We start from the raw sequence: 13,794 nt of genomic DNA on the forward strand, positions 1-13,794 counted from the left end.
TCGGATCAGGCCGCGAACCGCGCCAGGTCCTGATGGCTTTCCACCAGGTCCAGCACGTCGGTCATGCCAAAGCCGGGATCGACCGGGTGCAGGGCGTTGTAGATCGACCGGGCGAAGGCCAGGTCGGCGGCCGTCTTGACCCGCCAGTCCAGATGCGACCAGTCGCGGCGGGCCTTCAGGTGGGCCTGGCTGAAACGGGCCGGATTGTCGCGGATGGCGGCGGTCGGCGAGACGCGGGCCGTCGGATCGCGCGCCTCGGCGGCCGCGAAGCGCAGGGCGTTGGCGGTGATCACCTCGACCTCCAGACCGGCCGGATAGGTGCGCTGAACATGGTTGGAGGTGTAGGCGGCGCCGCTGGCCAGGGCCAGGCGGACAGCTTCGTCCACGATGCCGGGATCGACGAACGGCGCGTCACCCTTGACCCGCACCACATGGCTGACCGAGCTGATGGCTTCGGCGCAGCGGGCGATACGGTCGAGGATGTCGGCCCCGGCCCCGCGATGGACGGTATAGCCGCGCGAGACCACGAAACCGGCCAGGGCGTCGTCGGAGGGGTCGGTGCTGGTGGCGACGATGATCTTGGTCGGACAGCGGGCGCTACGCAGGCGCTCCAGCTGGCGGATGATCATCGGCTCGCCCTGGAGCGTGGCCATCGCCTTGCCCGGAAGGCGGCGGGACCCCATGCGGGCCTGCAGGACGGTAAGGATCACGTCGCTCTCCCCTGAAAGCAGTTGTTCCGCATAGCCTAGCCGGGAATGATAAAAGTCTCGTGAATCAAAGACTTAAGCACCATTAACCCTGTTCCAGCGCCGCTGACGCGACCGCTGGATCTGGGCAGGCTTCGTACTGTCGGGTTTGATTCGGGGAGTCGCCTAAGCGACCCAACGCCGCGGGTCGAGGGCGACCGGATCGTCGATGGCCATGTCGTCCCAGTCCAGATCCGGCGGCGGGCTGGAGGCGGCGGCGACCACGGCCGAAAGCTCGGCGGCGGAGGTGACGCCCACCAGGACGGCGCTGGCTTCGGGACGCGACAAAGCGAAACCCAGAGCGGCCTGCAGCGGATCGGAACGGCCCTCGGCGATCATCCGGCGCACGCGCGACAGACGGCCCGAGGCGCCCTTCAGCTGGGCCGGCACGCGATCGGGCGGCAGGAACAGCAGGCCATTGAGGAAGATCGAGCGCAGCTGCACCTCGACGCCCATGCCGGCGATGCGGGCCAGGGAGCCGTCGGCCAGCAGGCGCTGGTCGAGCAAGGAGGCCGGAGCTTGCAGAATGTCGGGCTTGAAGCGGCGGGCCACGCCCACCGGATCGTCGCTGGCATGGGCCGAGACGCCGACCTTCTGGAACAGGCCTTCGTCGCGCAGGCGGGCCAGGCGGTCCCACAGGGCCGCGCCGTGCGGGCCGAACAGGTCCGAAGGCGTCTGGACGATGATGGCGTCGGCGCGTTCCAGGCCCAGGCGGCGCAGGCTGCTGCGGGCCTCGGCCTCGACGAAGTCGGGACCCCGGTCCGCGCGGGCGGTCGACAGGGTGACGCGGAAATTGACCGGGCGGGGAATGAGGTCGCCCAGGATGGACTCGGCGCGGCCATAGACGCCCGAGACGTCCAGCACCGACAGCTGCGAACGGTCGGCGATGCTGAGGATGTCGCGCGCTTCGGCTTCAGGCGAGCGGCCGCGCGGCGACGACGTCATGCCGTCGAGCCCGAACTGGGCGGCCGCGAGACCAAGTTTTGAGACCGAAATGGGCATGACCATCCGTGAGGAACGACACCTGTGTTCGTTGACCCTACGCGCCAAGGTTTGAAGAAGGCGTTTCTGGAACCTTGCCGAGGGGTTAAAGTCGGCGGTGATGAACAGCTTTCAAACGGCCGCCGACTGGCCCCTTCACGGCATGGCCGATGACGCCCGACCCGCCCTGCGGGCGGCGCTTTTGGCCGGTCCGGCGGCCCTCGCCACCATCGTCGCCCTGGGCGGCGGCGGCCCGCGTCCGGTCGGGACGCAGATGGTGTTCGGAAAAAGTATTGTTTCCGGCTTTTTGTCCGGCGGCTGCATCGAGGCCGATGTCGAGGGCCACGCCCTGGCCTGTCTCGAGGACGGCAAGCCGCGGCGGCTGATCTATGGCGAGGGCAGTCCCTGGCCCGACATCCGCCTGCTGTGCGGGGCGCGGATCGAGATCCTGGTCGAGCGCATCCAGCCCGACGACCCGGCGGCGGCCACCCTGCTGCGACTGGCCGACGCTCGCCTCCCGGCCTTCTGGGCCAGCGACGGGCAGCGGCGCCAGTGCCTGGAAGAGCCGATGGCCCCCTGGCCCGGCGCCTTCGAGCGCGCCTATGACCCGGTCCCGAGGCTCGTGGTGGTCGGCGGCGACCCGACGGCCCTGGCCGTGGCCAGCCTGGGCGCGCAGTCCGGCTTCGAGACCTTCCTGATCCGGCCCAAGGGCCCCGCCGCGCCGCCGCCGCTGGCTGGCGTGACCTATAGCCGGGACGCGGCCAACGACGCCCTGGCCAACCTGGGCCTCGACGCCTGGACCTTCGTCGCCATCTGCGGCCACGACCTGGACATCGACCACGCCGCCCTGATGACCGCCCTGCCGTCGCCCGCGCCCTATGTCGGCCTGCTGGGCGCCCGGCGTCGGCTGGGCGAGCGGATCGCGCGCCTGAAGGCGGCGGGCCTGACCGATCGTGACCTGGCCAAGCTGCGCGCGCCCATCGGCCTCGACCTCGGCGGCAAGGCGCCGTTCGAGGTGGCCGTGGCGGTGATCGGCGAGATCATGGCCGCGCGACACGGGCAGCCGGCGCTGGAGCGGCGGACGGCGGAGGCGTAGGGGCATCGCCGTCGCGTGCGTGAGCGGCCGGTGGGCTTGGCGCCGGGGAGCGGAGCTTCCAACGGGTTGGGAAGGGTGGGGGGCGGACCTAAGCCAAGTGCTGTTCAACAAGCTCGACCGCCTGCTGAGCGCTCAACTCGGCTGTATCGATGAGCAGCCGAGGCTCCGTCCAAGGGGTGTAGTCATGAGAAAGGACGTCGTCCCAGGTGGGGAGGTCGTGGCCAGAGATGTCAGCCTGACGCCCCTCGATCCGGCGTCGGTGCTCATCAGGGTTGGAACAAATGACTTCAATCTCGAGCAAAGGCGTCCGCGAAAAGTCAGCTATCGCGCGCCACCCCGCCCTGCTCTCGGCAACAGGGTTTACGCAGTCGGCCACCACCGCACAGCCATTCGCGAGATTGGAGCGGGCCAAGGCGTTGGCGACAAGGTAGCCCGAACCGCCGATGTCCGCTGCCGAGAAGCCGCCCGCCACTAGCGCCTGTTCGATTTCGTCAATACGGAGGTAAGTCGCACTCAGCCGCCGCGCGAGCGCCTGCGCGATGGTTGTCTTACCGGTTCCCGGCAGCCCGCCGAACACGATCAGCATCTGCGCTCCCCCTCGTGAGACTGGGACAGCTTCGCAGCGCGGCTCAACTACCGCAACAGGTCGAAAGCACGCCCTGGGTTCCCGCCCGAAAGCCGACGCCCCGCGTCGCGCCAGGCCTTACATCTCCTGGAGGCTGTAGCGTGCCGGTCTGGACAGGTTGGTCCGCCGACACTGGCCTGCGGCCAGCCGCGACGCGGCGGCGCGGAGCGCCGTCCTTGAGCAACCTGTCCAGACCGGCGATCGTCTCGCCGTGAGATGTAAGGAAGGCTCTGCCCGAGGGGGCGGCGGCTTTGCCGAGCCATGCGGCGCGCACGGAACCCCTCTCTCATAGATGTTCAGACCGGGGACATCCGTGACAGGTGTTCGGAGACATCCGTGACAGGTTGAGGATGATCACATCGGCGTTTTGAGGTCGATGGTGGAGATGGTCTTGGACCTGAAGACCAGGTCATAGCGGCCGTCGATGTTGGTGGGACGAAGGGCCAAGGTCTTGCCTGTGAAGGCCTTGGGGACCCGGATGAGGCGGGCCTCGAAGCTGATGCGGCCGTCCTGAACCTTGCGCGTCAGGTCGTCGGGGCCATAGGCGAAGGGCGCGATGTCGTCGCGATAGGGCCTGGGGCTTGGAGCATAGCGTTCGATGGGCGTGATCAGGCCCAGGGCCTCGTGAGGGCGCTGGGTGTTGTAGACCGTGCGCCAGTCGCGCAGGTGGCGGGCGGCCTCCTCCAGGTTGGCGAACGGCGGCCCTGACAGGGCCTCGGCCTTGAGGGTGCGATGGAAGCGCTCGTCCTTGCCCTGGGTCTGGGGGTGGTAGGGTCGCGAGTGGCCCAGAGCGATGTCCTGCTCCAGCAGCCACACGCCCAGAGCGGTCCAGGACCGGCCCACGCCGTCCCCCCTCATGCCCGCGCCCCAGGGCGGGCCGTTGTCGGCGGTGATGCGACGGGGCAGGCCATAACGCTGGAAGGCGTTGATCAGGCTGGATTTTACGGTCTGGCGCTCCTGGTTGGCGCAGGCCTCTAGCACCAGGCAGAAGCGCGAATGGTCGTCCAGCACGGTCAGCGGGTGAAGCCGCCCGCCCTCCGCGCCAAGCGGCACGTAGCCCTTGAAGTCCATCTGCCACAGGTCGTTTGGCGCGGGGTGCTCGAAGCGGATGAACGGCTCGTGGCCGCCGCCGAATGCGCCCAGAGCCACGCCATGGCGGCGCAGGATCTGGGTCACCGTCGAGGGCGATGGCGCCTCCAGACCCTGGCGTCGCAGCACGGCGGCGATCTTGCGCCCGCCCCAGGCCGGGTGCTGGGCCCGCACCGCCAGCGCCGCCGCCTCGATCGGAGCCGGCGTCGTCCGAGGCGAACCGCGTGGGCGTCGCGACCGCTCCGTCAAACCCGCCTCGCCCTGCGCCGCATAGCGCGACAGCAGCCGGTAACCCAGGCTGGCGCTTATCCCAAACCGCCGGCAAAGCTCCCGGCGATTGGCGCCTTCAGCCTGCGCCAGACGCACGAACTCCCGTTTGAAATCCATCGCAGAGACTCCCGTGAATGGCATCTCCGACCTCCCTTCGAGATCGGAAAATGTGTCACGGATGTCTCCGAACACCTGTCACGGATGTCCCCGGCCTGAACATCTATGAGAGAGGGGTTCCGGGCGTCGGCCTCCATCCCCGTACCCGCACGGGGATAGCCCCACCCCGATCCCAGCAAATTCAACGCCCTAACCGCCGCACCCACCGTCACGATCGAAAATCGACGCAGCCCCCTCCAGAACGCCCGCATAATCACTCTCGCCCCGCCCCTGGGGAGGCCGTCCAGCTGGCGACCTGACGGGGGGTGGGGGCGGTCGAGCGGGTCGCGCCCGTCGGTCGTCGTCTGAAGGCCCGATGGGGTCTGGCGGAGCGGAGCGGTCCTGCGGGGGCCGAACGTGATGAAGCCGGATCCGGACCGCCGGGAACACCCTTTGGCGACGCCCGGCAAGGCGCTCCAGGCGCGGGCTGAAATCGCCCGCGCGGTCCGGAAGGGTCGCTTCCCTTCCGCCCGCCTGGGGCCTCTCATCGGGAGCGGGTTAAAACCCCGCGCCCCGAGCGGCTCATCGGATAACGATCGCGCGGAGCGCTCCGGCCACGGCCGAAACGGTACTCCTCTACACCCTCATCCGGGCCTGGCCCGGACGCTCCGCCGCCTCCCCACTTGCCGGTGAAAATCCGGCGAGGATGCGAACCTGTGTCCGACGCTAATCCGCCATCCAGTCGCCCGACTTGCCGCCGGTCTTTTCGATCAGGCGCACGGCCTCGATGACCATGCCCTTCTCGGCGGCTTTCAGCATGTCGTAGATCGTCAGGCAGGCCACCGAGACGGCGGTCAGGGCCTCCATCTCGACCCCGGTCGGGCCGGTGGTCTTGACCCGGGCGGTGACGGCGAGGCCGCCCTCGCCCGGCTCGACCTCGACCACCACCTTGGAGAGGGCCAGCGGATGGCACAGGGGGATCAGGTTCGAGGTCTGCTTGGCGGCCATCACACCGGCGATCTCGGCCACGGCGCGGACATCGCCCTTGCGGCCGGTTCCGGAGACGGCCAGGGCCAGGGTCTCGGCGCTCATCCGCACGAAGCCCACAGCCACCGCCTCACGCGCCGTCTCGGGTTTGCCTGAGACATCGACCATGCGGGCCCGGCCCTGGTCGTCGATGTGGGTGAGCTTGCTCACTGCTCCAGAAGCCTCGGCATCAGCTCGACCATGTTGCAGGGCTTGTGACGGCTGTCGAGCTGGGCGGAGATAACCTTGTCCCAGCCGTCGCGCACCGCGCCGTTGCTGCCCGGCAGGCAGAACACGAAGACGCCGTCGATCAGGCCCGCCGTAGCCCGCGACTGCAGGGTCGACAGGCCCACCGAGGCGTAGGAGACCATGTGGAAGATCACCGAAAAGCCGTCGATCTTCTTGTTGAACAGCGGCTCCAGGGCCTCGACCGTCACGTCGCGGCCGGTCAGGCCGGTGCCGCCGGTGGTGACGATGGCGTCAACCTGGCCGCTCGCGATCCAGTTGCGCACCTGGTCGCGGATCTGCGGGATGTCGTCGCGGACCACCGTCCGGCCGCCCAGCTCATGACCGGCGGCCTTGACGCGGTCGACCAGCACCTGGCCGGAGGTGTCGCTTTCCTCGTCGCGGGTGTCGGAAATGGTCAGGATCGCGACGCGCACCGGCGTGAACGGAAGGTCCGGCTTGATCCCGCCGCCGGGGGTGAGGCCTGCTGCAGACATGATCTACTCCTGATCCCAACGCGATGCGTCGGTCCTATCGCGGTCCGTCGGCTCGATCCAGCGGGCGCCGTCCGGGCCGTGCTCCTTCTTCCAGAACGGGGCGCGGCTTTTCAGCCAGTCCATCAGGAAGTCGCAGGCCTCAAAGGCGGCGCGGCGGTGGCCGGCGGCGGTGGCCACGAAGACGATGGCCTCGCCCGGCGCGATGGCGCCGGTGCGATGGACGATGCGGTATTCGTGAAGATGGAACCGCGTCCTGGCCGTCTCGGCGAACTCAGCGATCGCCAGGTCGGTGAAGCCGGGATAGGCCTCCAGCTCCAGCGCGGCCGCCCGGCCCTGCTCGGCGCGGGCCAGACCGACGAAGCTGGCTACCGCGCCGGTCTCGTCGCGTCCGGCGCAGAACTGGGTCAGCAGCGCGCCCGGCTCAAACGGCTCTGCGGTGAGGGTGATCATCCGCCGCTCATCGGCGGCAGGAAGGCGACCTCGGTGGCGGCGGCCAGGATCGCCTCGCCGCGCACCAGCGTCTTGTCGACGGCGACCTGCACGCCCGGGCCACTCAGGGCTTCGGCGAGATCAGGATCATCCTGGGCGATCAGGTCGCGCAAAGCGGCCAGAGACGTGGCCTCGAAGGCCCGCTCGCGCCAGCCGGCCTGGTCGGCCAGGCGTCCAAACAGCAGCACCCGAGCCATGTCAGCCGCCCGTCGTCGACATGTGCCGGGCCACGGCCGGCCTCGTGCCGGCGATCTGGAAGTCGTGGCCTTCCGGCTTGGACCCGATGGCGGCGAAGATCGCCTGCTCCAGCTGGGCGTCCGTCGCGCCGGCGCGGATCACGGCCCGCAGGTCCGAGGCGTCGTCGCGGCCAAGGCAGGTGTGCAGGGTGCCGGTGCAGGTCAGGCGGACCCGATTGCAGGCCTCGCAGAAATTGTGGCTGAGCGGGGTGATGAAGCCCAGACGTCCGCCGGTCTCGGCGATGCGGGTGTAACGGGCCGGGCCGCCGGTGGCGTAGGCCAGGTCTTCCAGGGTCCAGAACGAGGCCAGGTCGCGGCGCACGTCCTTCAGCGACAGGTACTGGTCGGTGCGATCCTCGTCGATCTCGCCCAGCGGCATGGTCTCGATCAGGGTCATGTCGCAGCCGCGCTGGTGGGCCCAGGTGATCAGGTCCGGCAGTTCGGCGGCATTGTCGTGCTTGAGGGCGACGGCGTTGATCTTCACCGCGATGCCCGCCGCCAGGGCCGCGTCGATCCCGCCGATCACCTGGGCGACGTCGCCGCCCCGAGTCAGCCGCCTGAACAGGTCGGGCTTGAGGGTGTCGAGCGACACATTGATCCGCCGCACGCCATGGCGGGCCAGATCGTCGGCATGTTTGGCCAGCTGGGTGCCGTTGGTGGTCAGGGTCAGCTCGTCCAGCGCTCCGCTGCGCAGGTGACGCGACAGGCCGGCGACCAGCTCCATGAAGCCCTTGCGCACCAGCGGCTCACCGCCGGTCAGCCGCAGCTTGCGAACCCCCAGGCCGATGAAGGTGGACGCCACGCGGTCCAGTTCCTCGAGCGTCAGCACCTGCGCCTTGGGCAGGAAGGTCATGTGCTCGGCCATGCAATAGACGCAGCGCAGGTCACAGCGGTCGGTGACCGACACGCGCAAATAGGTGACGGCGCGGCCGAAACCGTCGATCAGACGGGGCGCGGTCAAGGCCGCTTGCGTGGGGCTGTCGTCATAGGGCGTCATGTCTGCAGACAAGATAGGCGTTGGGCGACATGGCGGAAAGCGAAAGCGGAAGGTTTGCGGCGATCGTCCTGGCTGCCGGCCTGGGCGCCCGGTTCGGCGGCGGCAAGCTGCTGGCGCCGTTTCGCGGCAAGCCGCTGATCGCCGGGGCGCTGAACGCCGCGCTCGCGAGCCCCGCCTTTTCGGTCGTGGTCGCGATCGGGGACGACGCCGCGCTGGAAACAGCCATCCTGAGACTGGAGGAGGACGCAGACCTGCGCGTGGTCCGGGTCGCCGATCCTGCCCGTGGCATGGGCGCCTCGCTGGCCGCCGCCGCCCGGGCTGTGCCCGCCGACCTCGACGGCGTCTTCGTCTTTCTGGGCGACATGCCACAGGTCGGTCCGGCGGTCGCGCCGGCCCTGATCCGCGCCCTTTGCGGACGGAGCGGCATCGCCGCGCCGGTCCATGCGGGCCGGCGCGGCCATCCTGTATTGTTCGGCGGCGACTGGATCCCCGCCCTGCGAGACCTCGACGGCGATGTCGGGGCCCAGGCGCTGATCCGTCAGGCCGGCGCGCGCTTCACCGCCATCGAGACGGATGATCCCGGCGTACTGTTTGACGTCGACCGGCCCGAGGACCTGAGCCGAGCCTAATGACAGGTCCGGCGCTGCTCCAGAAGGATGGTGCGGATCTGGTCGATGATGCGGATCGCCCCTTCCGGGTCGCCCCGTTCTTCCAGCGCGATCAGGCGCGGGATCAGCACGGCCAGGATGCGACGCTGCTGGGGCCCCAGCGCATTGAGGCCGCGGGTGAATTCGGCGATCTCCTCGGCCGAGACCTCATGGACGAGGGTTGAGGCCCCCCTCATGAGCGACCCGCCGGGCCCGGATGGCCGACAGTGTCGCAACCAGCAGGGCGACCAGCACGCCGTAGCTGAGCAGGGTAAGGCCCACGACGACCGTGGCGATGTAGATGCGCAGGTCGATGATCGACACGACATGCGAGGCCACGGCCATCATCTGACAGGCCGCCGCGAACACGCTCCACAGCCGGCGCGCCTTCAGCGAGGCCCAGACCAGCAGGATCATGACCACCGCATCGATGATCATCACCCCCCATTCGGGGCTCAGGGGATCGCGGATCTGGGCGAATGGCGTCGCGATCCATCCGGCCAGATACACCGCAGCCACGAACCGGGCCCAGCGATCGCCCTTCCAGAGGGCGAAGCCGCAGACCAGCACGGCGATGCTGAGGGAAATCCACGGGGTGAGGGTTTGGTACACGGCATGGTCCCGACGCCAACTGGCGCGAGACCATGCCGCAAGCTGCACGGATGGAGAAGCCCGGGATCATGCGGCCCGACCGCCCTCGACCGCGTGGAAACCGCCGGTGCGGGGCACATCTGGCGGCTTGTCCATTTCGCCGACCGACACCGTGCGGCAGCCGATCTGTTCACGCACCGCCTGCAGGCTGCTGTGAGCGCGGATGATGGTGCGGCGGGCCGACAGGATGTGGGCCAGGGTCTCGCCCAGGTCGTCCACCGCATCCTGGCCGATCACCGCCGACAGATTGGCCTCCAGCCGCAGGCTGGGCAGCAGGCCCATCAGCTCGGCCGTCTCACGCAGGGCCGCGTCGATCGCCGCCTCGGCGCGCATCAGCTTCTGGGCCCCGGCGCGGGCCGCATCGATCCGTTTCATGCAAGACTCTCCGGTCACACGGAGGTCATCCGCGCGTTCAAGATCTCGTTTTCTGGATGGTCGCCGGTCGCTCAGCGCGCCGGCGGCGGGCTCCAGCCCTCGCGGAACCGCTGAAGGGCGTAGAGGAAGTCGTGGGCTCCGGTGGTCAGGGCGCCGAGCAGAAGTCCGCCCAGGATCGCCAGTCCAACGATGAGACCCAACCATTGCAGGGGAGTCAGGTCATCGCGCCAGCTCCTTCCTGTTCGGTCCGCAGCGGCCGGTCGTCCGACAGAAAGGCGGTCGCCGCCAGCACGCGCAGCAGAAGCTTGGATGGTGGATCGCCCGCCGTCTGAGACTTCCTCAGGGCCGACACCGTCTCGGAAACCAGCTGGCCCCGTTCCGGCGTGCCCGCCAACAGGGTCAGCCCCTCTTCCAGGGACTGCCAGCTGGCGATGAAGAAGCCCGAGCTCTCCGGGCGCATCCGCGCCGTGTCCCGGGTCTGATTGTCGTTCATGGTCGTTCCCACCTGTCCGGTGAGAAGAGACCCGCGCCGGGGCCAGGGCTAGGTCGCCTGATTGCCTACGGTAGTCATTGCCGGGGTCCGCAGCCTCCCAGGCCATGAAGGCCAGGGCCGCGTCGCGGCGGCTCAGGCCCGAGAGGCGGCGACGCGCACTGAGCACGTGCATCTCGACCGTCTTGGGCGAGAGGCTGAGCAGCCTGGCGATTTCCTTGGACTGCAGATGGCGAGCGATCAGACGCAGAATCTCCCGCTCACGCGGGGTCAGACGCTCGAAGCCTGGAATATCGCCGGGTTCTACCATGGCGACAGCATGCGGCCAGCTTCCCGCGACGTCCAGCGCAACCGATGCGCTGGACGTCGCAAGACTAGGCTGTCGTCGTAAAGGGCAGTCGCGCGGTCGACTTGCTCGTCAGGGCCAGCAGGGCGTTGGCCACGGCCGGTGCAATGACGGGCGTGCCCGGCTCGCCCACGCCGCTGGGCGCGGAGCCCGACGGCACGATATAGGTCTCAACCGTCGGCGCCTCGTTCATGCGCAGTACGCGATAGCCGTCGAAATTGGTCTGATCGACCACACCTTCGGTCAGGGTGATCTCACCGAACAGCGCCGCCGACAGGCCGTAGCAGGTGCCACCTTCCATCTGGGCCGCGATCTGATTGGGCGAGATGGCGACGCCGCAGTCGATGGCGGTGACCACGCGACCCACCCTGGGCTGGCCGTCGACCAACTGGACCTCGGCCACCTGGGCGACCACCGAGCCGAAGCTTTCGTGCACAGCCACGCCCCGGCTCCAGCCGGCGGTCGGCGCAGGGCCGGCCTTTTCCATGGCCAGGTTCAGCGCCGCCAGATGCCGGTCGGCCCCGACCTTGGCGTAGAGCGCCTGGCGATACGCCACCGGGTCCTTGCCGGCCTTGCGGGCCAGCTGGTCGATGGTGTGCTCCATGACAAAGGCGGTGTGGGTCGCGCCCACCGAACGCCACCACAACACCGGCACCCCGACCTCGGGGAGGGCCAGCTGGGCGTCGACGATCGGCGTGGCCTTCAGATAGGGCGAGCCGGCCGTGCCCTCGATGGCGGTCTGGTCAGGCCCTTTGCCGCCCATCGGCGAGCCCTTCATGATCGACTGGCTGACGATGCGGTGACGCCAGGCGGCCGGATAGCCGTCCTTGTCGAGGCTGATCTTGACGGCGTGCACCACCAACGGCCGGAAATAGCCGGCGCGCATGTCGTCCTCGCGGGTCCAGACCAGTTTCACCGGCCGGCCCTTGCCGACCTTCTTGGCGATGTGAACGCATTCGGCGGCGTAGTCGGACTGGAAGGTGGCGCGACGGCCAAACGAGCCGCCGGCGAACAGGGTCTCGATCTCGACCGAGCCGGGCAGCGTGCCGACGATCTTGGCCGCGTTCAGCTGATCCAGGGTCTGACCCTGCGAGCCGAAGGTCAGCTTGACATTGGAACCGTCCACGGCCGCGACACAGTTCATCGGCTCCATGGTGGCGTGGGCCAGATAGGGGAACTCGTAGGTCGCCTCGAACACCTTGGCGCCCTTGGCGTTGGCGATCACGGCGGCGTCGCCCTTGGAGTCGAAGCCTTCCCATTTCAGGTCGGCCGGGCCCTTGCCCGCGGCGATGTCGCGGTAGCTCGCGGCGATGGCCGATGAGCTGCGCTTCTCGGCCTTGTCCTCGTTCCATTCCAGCTTCAGCGCCTCACGGCCCATGCTGGCGGCATAGGTCGACTGGGCCACCACAGCCACGCCGGTCGGGATCTCGAAAACGTCGACGACGCCCGGGACCTTTTTGGCCTCTATCGCATCAAAGCTCTTCAACTTGCCGCCGAAGCGCGGGGCGTGGGCGACCATGGCGGTTAGCATGTCGGGCAGGCGGACATCCTGGGTGAAGCGCGCCGTGCCGTCGCTCTTGGCCTGGGAGTCCTTGCGGCGCACCCGCTCGGTTCCGATCAGGGTGAAGGTCTTGGGATCCTTCAGGGGCGGGTTGGCGATCGGCGTGATCTTGGCGGCGTCGACCAACAGCTCGCCGAAGCCGGCGGTCTTGCCCGACTTGTGGCTCACGACGCTGTCCTTGACGGCGATCTCGCCCGCCGGAACGCTCCACTTGGCGGCGGCCGCTTGCACGAACATCGCCCGCGTCGCGGCGCCGGCCTTGCGCAGCTGATCCCAGGAATTGGAAATGGCCGACGACCCACCGGTCAGCTGCACCCCGGCGGTGCCGTTGGCATAGAGCTTGGCGTTGGCCGGGGCCTGCTCGACCATGACCCGCGTCCAGTCGGCGTCCAGCTCCTCGGCGACGATGGCCGCCAGGCCCGCATGGTTGCCCTGACCGAACTCGATATGTTTGGAGATCACCGTCACGGCGCCGTCCGCCGCGATCTTGATGAAGGGCCCGAAGGCGCCGACCTCGACCTTGGAGCCGGCGCTCATGATGTCGGCCGGCGAGCAACCGACCACCAGGGCTCCGCCGACCAGGGCAGCGCCGACGACCACATCGCGGCGGTTGACGACGCCCTGGGCGCCGAACTTGTTGAGGGGTCCGTTCATCGGCCGGCTCCGCGGCTGGTCGCGCCGGTGGCGGCGGCGATCGCTTCATCGATGTCGGTGTGCGGCAGGCCGACCGCAGCCGTGGTCGCCGGCGGCAGACCTGCGGCGTCCTTGATGGCGGCACGGATGCGCTGATAGGTGCCGCAGCGACAGATGTTGCCGCTCATGGCTTCGTCGATCTGCTCGTCGCTGGGCGCCTTGTTCTGTTCGATCAGGGCGGCGGCCGACATAATCTGGCCCGACTGGCAGTAGCCGCACTGCGGCACGTCGTGCTTGACCCAGGCCTGTTGCAGCGGGTGCGATCCGCCCAGACCCTCGATCGTGGTGATCTTGACGCCGGTCAGGCCCTCGATGGGGGTGACGCACGAACGGATGGGCTGGCCGTCGACATGCACCGTGCAGGCGCCGCACTGGGCGACCCCGCAGCCAAACTTGGTTCCGGTAAGGCCCAGCTCGTCCCGCAGGACCCAGAGCAGGGGCGTTGCGGGATCGGCCTGAACCGTCACCGTCTTGCCGTTCACGTCGAGAGTCGCGGCCATGTGTTTTCGCCTCCAACCGAGCTCGGGCCGGGGCGCGACCCTGCTAGAAGCGCAAACCTAACACTGTTCACACCGGTGGCGACCAGCAATATTTCGCCGCCAGTCTGCGGCGTTCGCGGCCCAGTTGAAACAGGTCGTGCAAAAGCTGTCGTCGCGCG

The 13,794-nt window shown here is 68.8% G+C and carries 16 protein-coding genes and 4 pseudogenes; 2 read left to right on the top strand and 18 right to left on the bottom strand.

All coding sequences use genetic code 11. From position 1 onward, the window contains the following. Positions 1 to 5: 5 nt before the first annotated feature. Both ACN2C7_RS00270 and ACN2C7_RS00275 read right to left on the bottom strand, forming a co-directional pair. Positions 6 to 710, bottom strand: a complete 705-nt coding sequence (locus ACN2C7_RS00270) for a glycosyltransferase family protein (RefSeq protein WP_419319211.1) — start codon at positions 708 to 710, stop codon at positions 6 to 8. Between the two features lie 162 nt (positions 711 to 872). Next, entirely contained in the window at positions 873 to 1,748 is an 876-nt protein-coding gene (locus ACN2C7_RS00275; protein ID WP_419319212.1) for a bifunctional regulator KidO, read from the bottom strand. A gap of 24 nt (positions 1,749 to 1,772) precedes the next feature. Between ACN2C7_RS00275 and ACN2C7_RS00280 the strand changes: the two are divergent. Beyond that, a pseudogene (locus ACN2C7_RS00280) lies at positions 1,773 to 2,823 on the top strand (XdhC family protein). An 88-nt stretch (positions 2,824 to 2,911) separates the two neighbouring features. Here ACN2C7_RS00280 and ACN2C7_RS00285 read toward each other — a convergent pair. From ACN2C7_RS00285 to moaA, 8 genes and pseudogenes are all read right to left on the bottom strand, one after another. After that, positions 2,912 to 3,409 (bottom strand): AAA family ATPase, encoded by a 498-nt coding sequence (locus ACN2C7_RS00285; RefSeq protein ID WP_419319213.1) that lies wholly within the window; start codon positions 3,407 to 3,409, stop codon positions 2,912 to 2,914. A 173-nt stretch (positions 3,410 to 3,582) separates the two neighbouring features. Then, positions 3,583 to 3,666 (bottom strand): annotated as a pseudogene (locus tag ACN2C7_RS00290) (hypothetical protein); the annotation flags it as partial. A 78-nt stretch (positions 3,667 to 3,744) separates the two neighbouring features. Further along, positions 3,745 to 4,948: pseudogene (locus ACN2C7_RS00295) on the bottom strand (IS481 family transposase). Positions 4,949 to 5,629: 681 nt separating this feature from the next. After that, on the bottom strand, positions 5,630 to 6,100 hold the full coding sequence (moaC, locus tag ACN2C7_RS00300) for a cyclic pyranopterin monophosphate synthase MoaC (protein ID WP_419319214.1): 471 nt from the start codon (positions 6,098 to 6,100) through the stop codon (positions 5,630 to 5,632). After that, positions 6,097 to 6,651: a molybdenum cofactor biosynthesis protein B gene (moaB, locus tag ACN2C7_RS00305; RefSeq protein ID WP_419319215.1), complete on the bottom strand. Its 555-nt coding sequence runs from the start codon at positions 6,649 to 6,651 to the stop codon at positions 6,097 to 6,099. Before moaB ends, moaC begins: the two co-directional genes overlap by 4 nt. Positions 6,652 to 6,654: 3 nt before the next feature. Then, positions 6,655 to 7,101 (bottom strand): molybdenum cofactor biosynthesis protein MoaE, encoded by a 447-nt coding sequence (locus ACN2C7_RS00310; protein WP_419319216.1) that lies wholly within the window; start codon positions 7,099 to 7,101, stop codon positions 6,655 to 6,657. Continuing rightward, complete coding sequence (locus tag ACN2C7_RS00315; RefSeq protein WP_419319217.1) at positions 7,098 to 7,337, bottom strand: MoaD/ThiS family protein; 240 nt, start codon at positions 7,335 to 7,337, stop codon at positions 7,098 to 7,100. The genes ACN2C7_RS00310 and ACN2C7_RS00315 overlap by 4 nt, the downstream gene beginning before the upstream one ends. A gap of 1 nt (position 7,338) precedes the next feature. Further along, a complete protein-coding gene (gene moaA, locus ACN2C7_RS00320) occupies positions 7,339 to 8,373 on the bottom strand; it encodes a GTP 3',8-cyclase MoaA (RefSeq protein WP_419319218.1) in 1,035 nt (344 codons plus the stop codon). Between the two features lie 29 nt (positions 8,374 to 8,402). On the opposite strand from moaA, the gene ACN2C7_RS00325 reads away from it, so the two are divergent. Further along, positions 8,403 to 9,002 (top strand): nucleotidyltransferase family protein, encoded by a 600-nt coding sequence (locus tag ACN2C7_RS00325; protein ID WP_419319219.1) that lies wholly within the window; start codon positions 8,403 to 8,405, stop codon positions 9,000 to 9,002. On the opposite strand, the gene ACN2C7_RS00330 is transcribed toward ACN2C7_RS00325, so the two are convergent. The 8 genes and pseudogenes from ACN2C7_RS00330 to ACN2C7_RS00365 all read right to left on the bottom strand — a co-directional run bounded on the left by ACN2C7_RS00330 (position 8,999) and on the right by ACN2C7_RS00365 (position 13,636). Beyond that, the gene (locus ACN2C7_RS00330; RefSeq protein ID WP_419319220.1) at positions 8,999 to 9,217 is read right to left on the bottom strand and encodes a hypothetical protein; all 219 of its coding nucleotides are present in this window, start codon (positions 9,215 to 9,217) and stop codon (positions 8,999 to 9,001) included. The genes ACN2C7_RS00325 and ACN2C7_RS00330 overlap by 4 nt on opposite strands. Next, entirely contained in the window at positions 9,189 to 9,632 is a 444-nt protein-coding gene (locus ACN2C7_RS00335) for a hypothetical protein (protein WP_419319221.1), read from the bottom strand. Before ACN2C7_RS00335 ends, ACN2C7_RS00330 begins: the two co-directional genes overlap by 29 nt. A 66-nt stretch (positions 9,633 to 9,698) precedes the next feature. Then, positions 9,699 to 10,046 (bottom strand): hypothetical protein, encoded by a 348-nt coding sequence (locus tag ACN2C7_RS00340; RefSeq protein WP_419319222.1) that lies wholly within the window; start codon positions 10,044 to 10,046, stop codon positions 9,699 to 9,701. A gap of 71 nt (positions 10,047 to 10,117) precedes the next feature. After that, complete coding sequence (locus ACN2C7_RS00345) at positions 10,118 to 10,246, bottom strand: hypothetical protein (protein ID WP_419321529.1); 129 nt, start codon at positions 10,244 to 10,246, stop codon at positions 10,118 to 10,120. Between the two features lie 14 nt (positions 10,247 to 10,260). Further along, a complete protein-coding gene (locus ACN2C7_RS00350; RefSeq protein ID WP_419319223.1) occupies positions 10,261 to 10,539 on the bottom strand; it encodes a hypothetical protein in 279 nt (92 codons plus the stop codon). A gap of 172 nt (positions 10,540 to 10,711) precedes the next feature. Then, a pseudogene (locus ACN2C7_RS00355) lies at positions 10,712 to 10,846 on the bottom strand (LuxR C-terminal-related transcriptional regulator); the annotation flags it as partial. 64 nt (positions 10,847 to 10,910) lie between these two features. Then, positions 10,911 to 13,097 (bottom strand): molybdopterin cofactor-binding domain-containing protein, encoded by a 2,187-nt coding sequence (locus ACN2C7_RS00360; protein ID WP_419319224.1) that lies wholly within the window; start codon positions 13,095 to 13,097, stop codon positions 10,911 to 10,913. Continuing rightward, the gene (locus ACN2C7_RS00365) at positions 13,094 to 13,636 is read right to left on the bottom strand and encodes a (2Fe-2S)-binding protein (protein WP_419319225.1); all 543 of its coding nucleotides are present in this window, start codon (positions 13,634 to 13,636) and stop codon (positions 13,094 to 13,096) included. The genes ACN2C7_RS00360 and ACN2C7_RS00365 overlap by 4 nt, the downstream gene beginning before the upstream one ends. Positions 13,637 to 13,794: the final 158 nt, after the last annotated feature.

This window comes from Caulobacter sp. ErkDOM-E (assembly GCF_048541895.1).
Classification (GTDB): domain Bacteria; phylum Pseudomonadota; class Alphaproteobacteria; order Caulobacterales; family Caulobacteraceae; genus Caulobacter.

Excerpts from the sequence above, each read along its gene's own strand:
- ACN2C7_RS00275 (WP_419319212.1), bottom strand. The coding sequence starts at position 1,748 with ATGCCCATTTCGGTCTCAAAACTTGGTCTCGCGGCCGCCCAGTTCGGG.
- ACN2C7_RS00340 (WP_419319222.1), bottom strand. The coding sequence starts at position 10,046 with ATGAAACGGATCGATGCGGCCCGCGCCGGGGCCCAGAAGCTGATGCGC.
- ACN2C7_RS00360 (WP_419319224.1), bottom strand. The coding sequence starts at position 13,097 with ATGAACGGACCCCTCAACAAGTTCGGCGCCCAGGGCGTCGTCAACCGC.
- ACN2C7_RS00350 (WP_419319223.1), bottom strand. The coding sequence starts at position 10,539 with ATGAACGACAATCAGACCCGGGACACGGCGCGGATGCGCCCGGAGAGC.
- ACN2C7_RS00315 (WP_419319217.1), bottom strand. The coding sequence starts at position 7,337 with ATGGCTCGGGTGCTGCTGTTTGGACGCCTGGCCGACCAGGCCGGCTGG.
- ACN2C7_RS00310 (WP_419319216.1), bottom strand. The coding sequence starts at position 7,101 with ATGATCACCCTCACCGCAGAGCCGTTTGAGCCGGGCGCGCTGCTGACC.
- moaA (WP_419319218.1), bottom strand. The coding sequence starts at position 8,373 with ATGACGCCCTATGACGACAGCCCCACGCAAGCGGCCTTGACCGCGCCC.
- ACN2C7_RS00325 (WP_419319219.1), top strand. The coding sequence starts at position 8,403 with ATGGCGGAAAGCGAAAGCGGAAGGTTTGCGGCGATCGTCCTGGCTGCC.
- ACN2C7_RS00365 (WP_419319225.1), bottom strand. The coding sequence starts at position 13,636 with ATGGCCGCGACTCTCGACGTGAACGGCAAGACGGTGACGGTTCAGGCC.
- moaB (WP_419319215.1), bottom strand. The coding sequence starts at position 6,651 with ATGTCTGCAGCAGGCCTCACCCCCGGCGGCGGGATCAAGCCGGACCTT.
- ACN2C7_RS00330 (WP_419319220.1), bottom strand. The coding sequence starts at position 9,217 with ATGAGGGGGGCCTCAACCCTCGTCCATGAGGTCTCGGCCGAGGAGATC.
- ACN2C7_RS00285 (WP_419319213.1), bottom strand. The coding sequence starts at position 3,409 with ATGCTGATCGTGTTCGGCGGGCTGCCGGGAACCGGTAAGACAACCATC.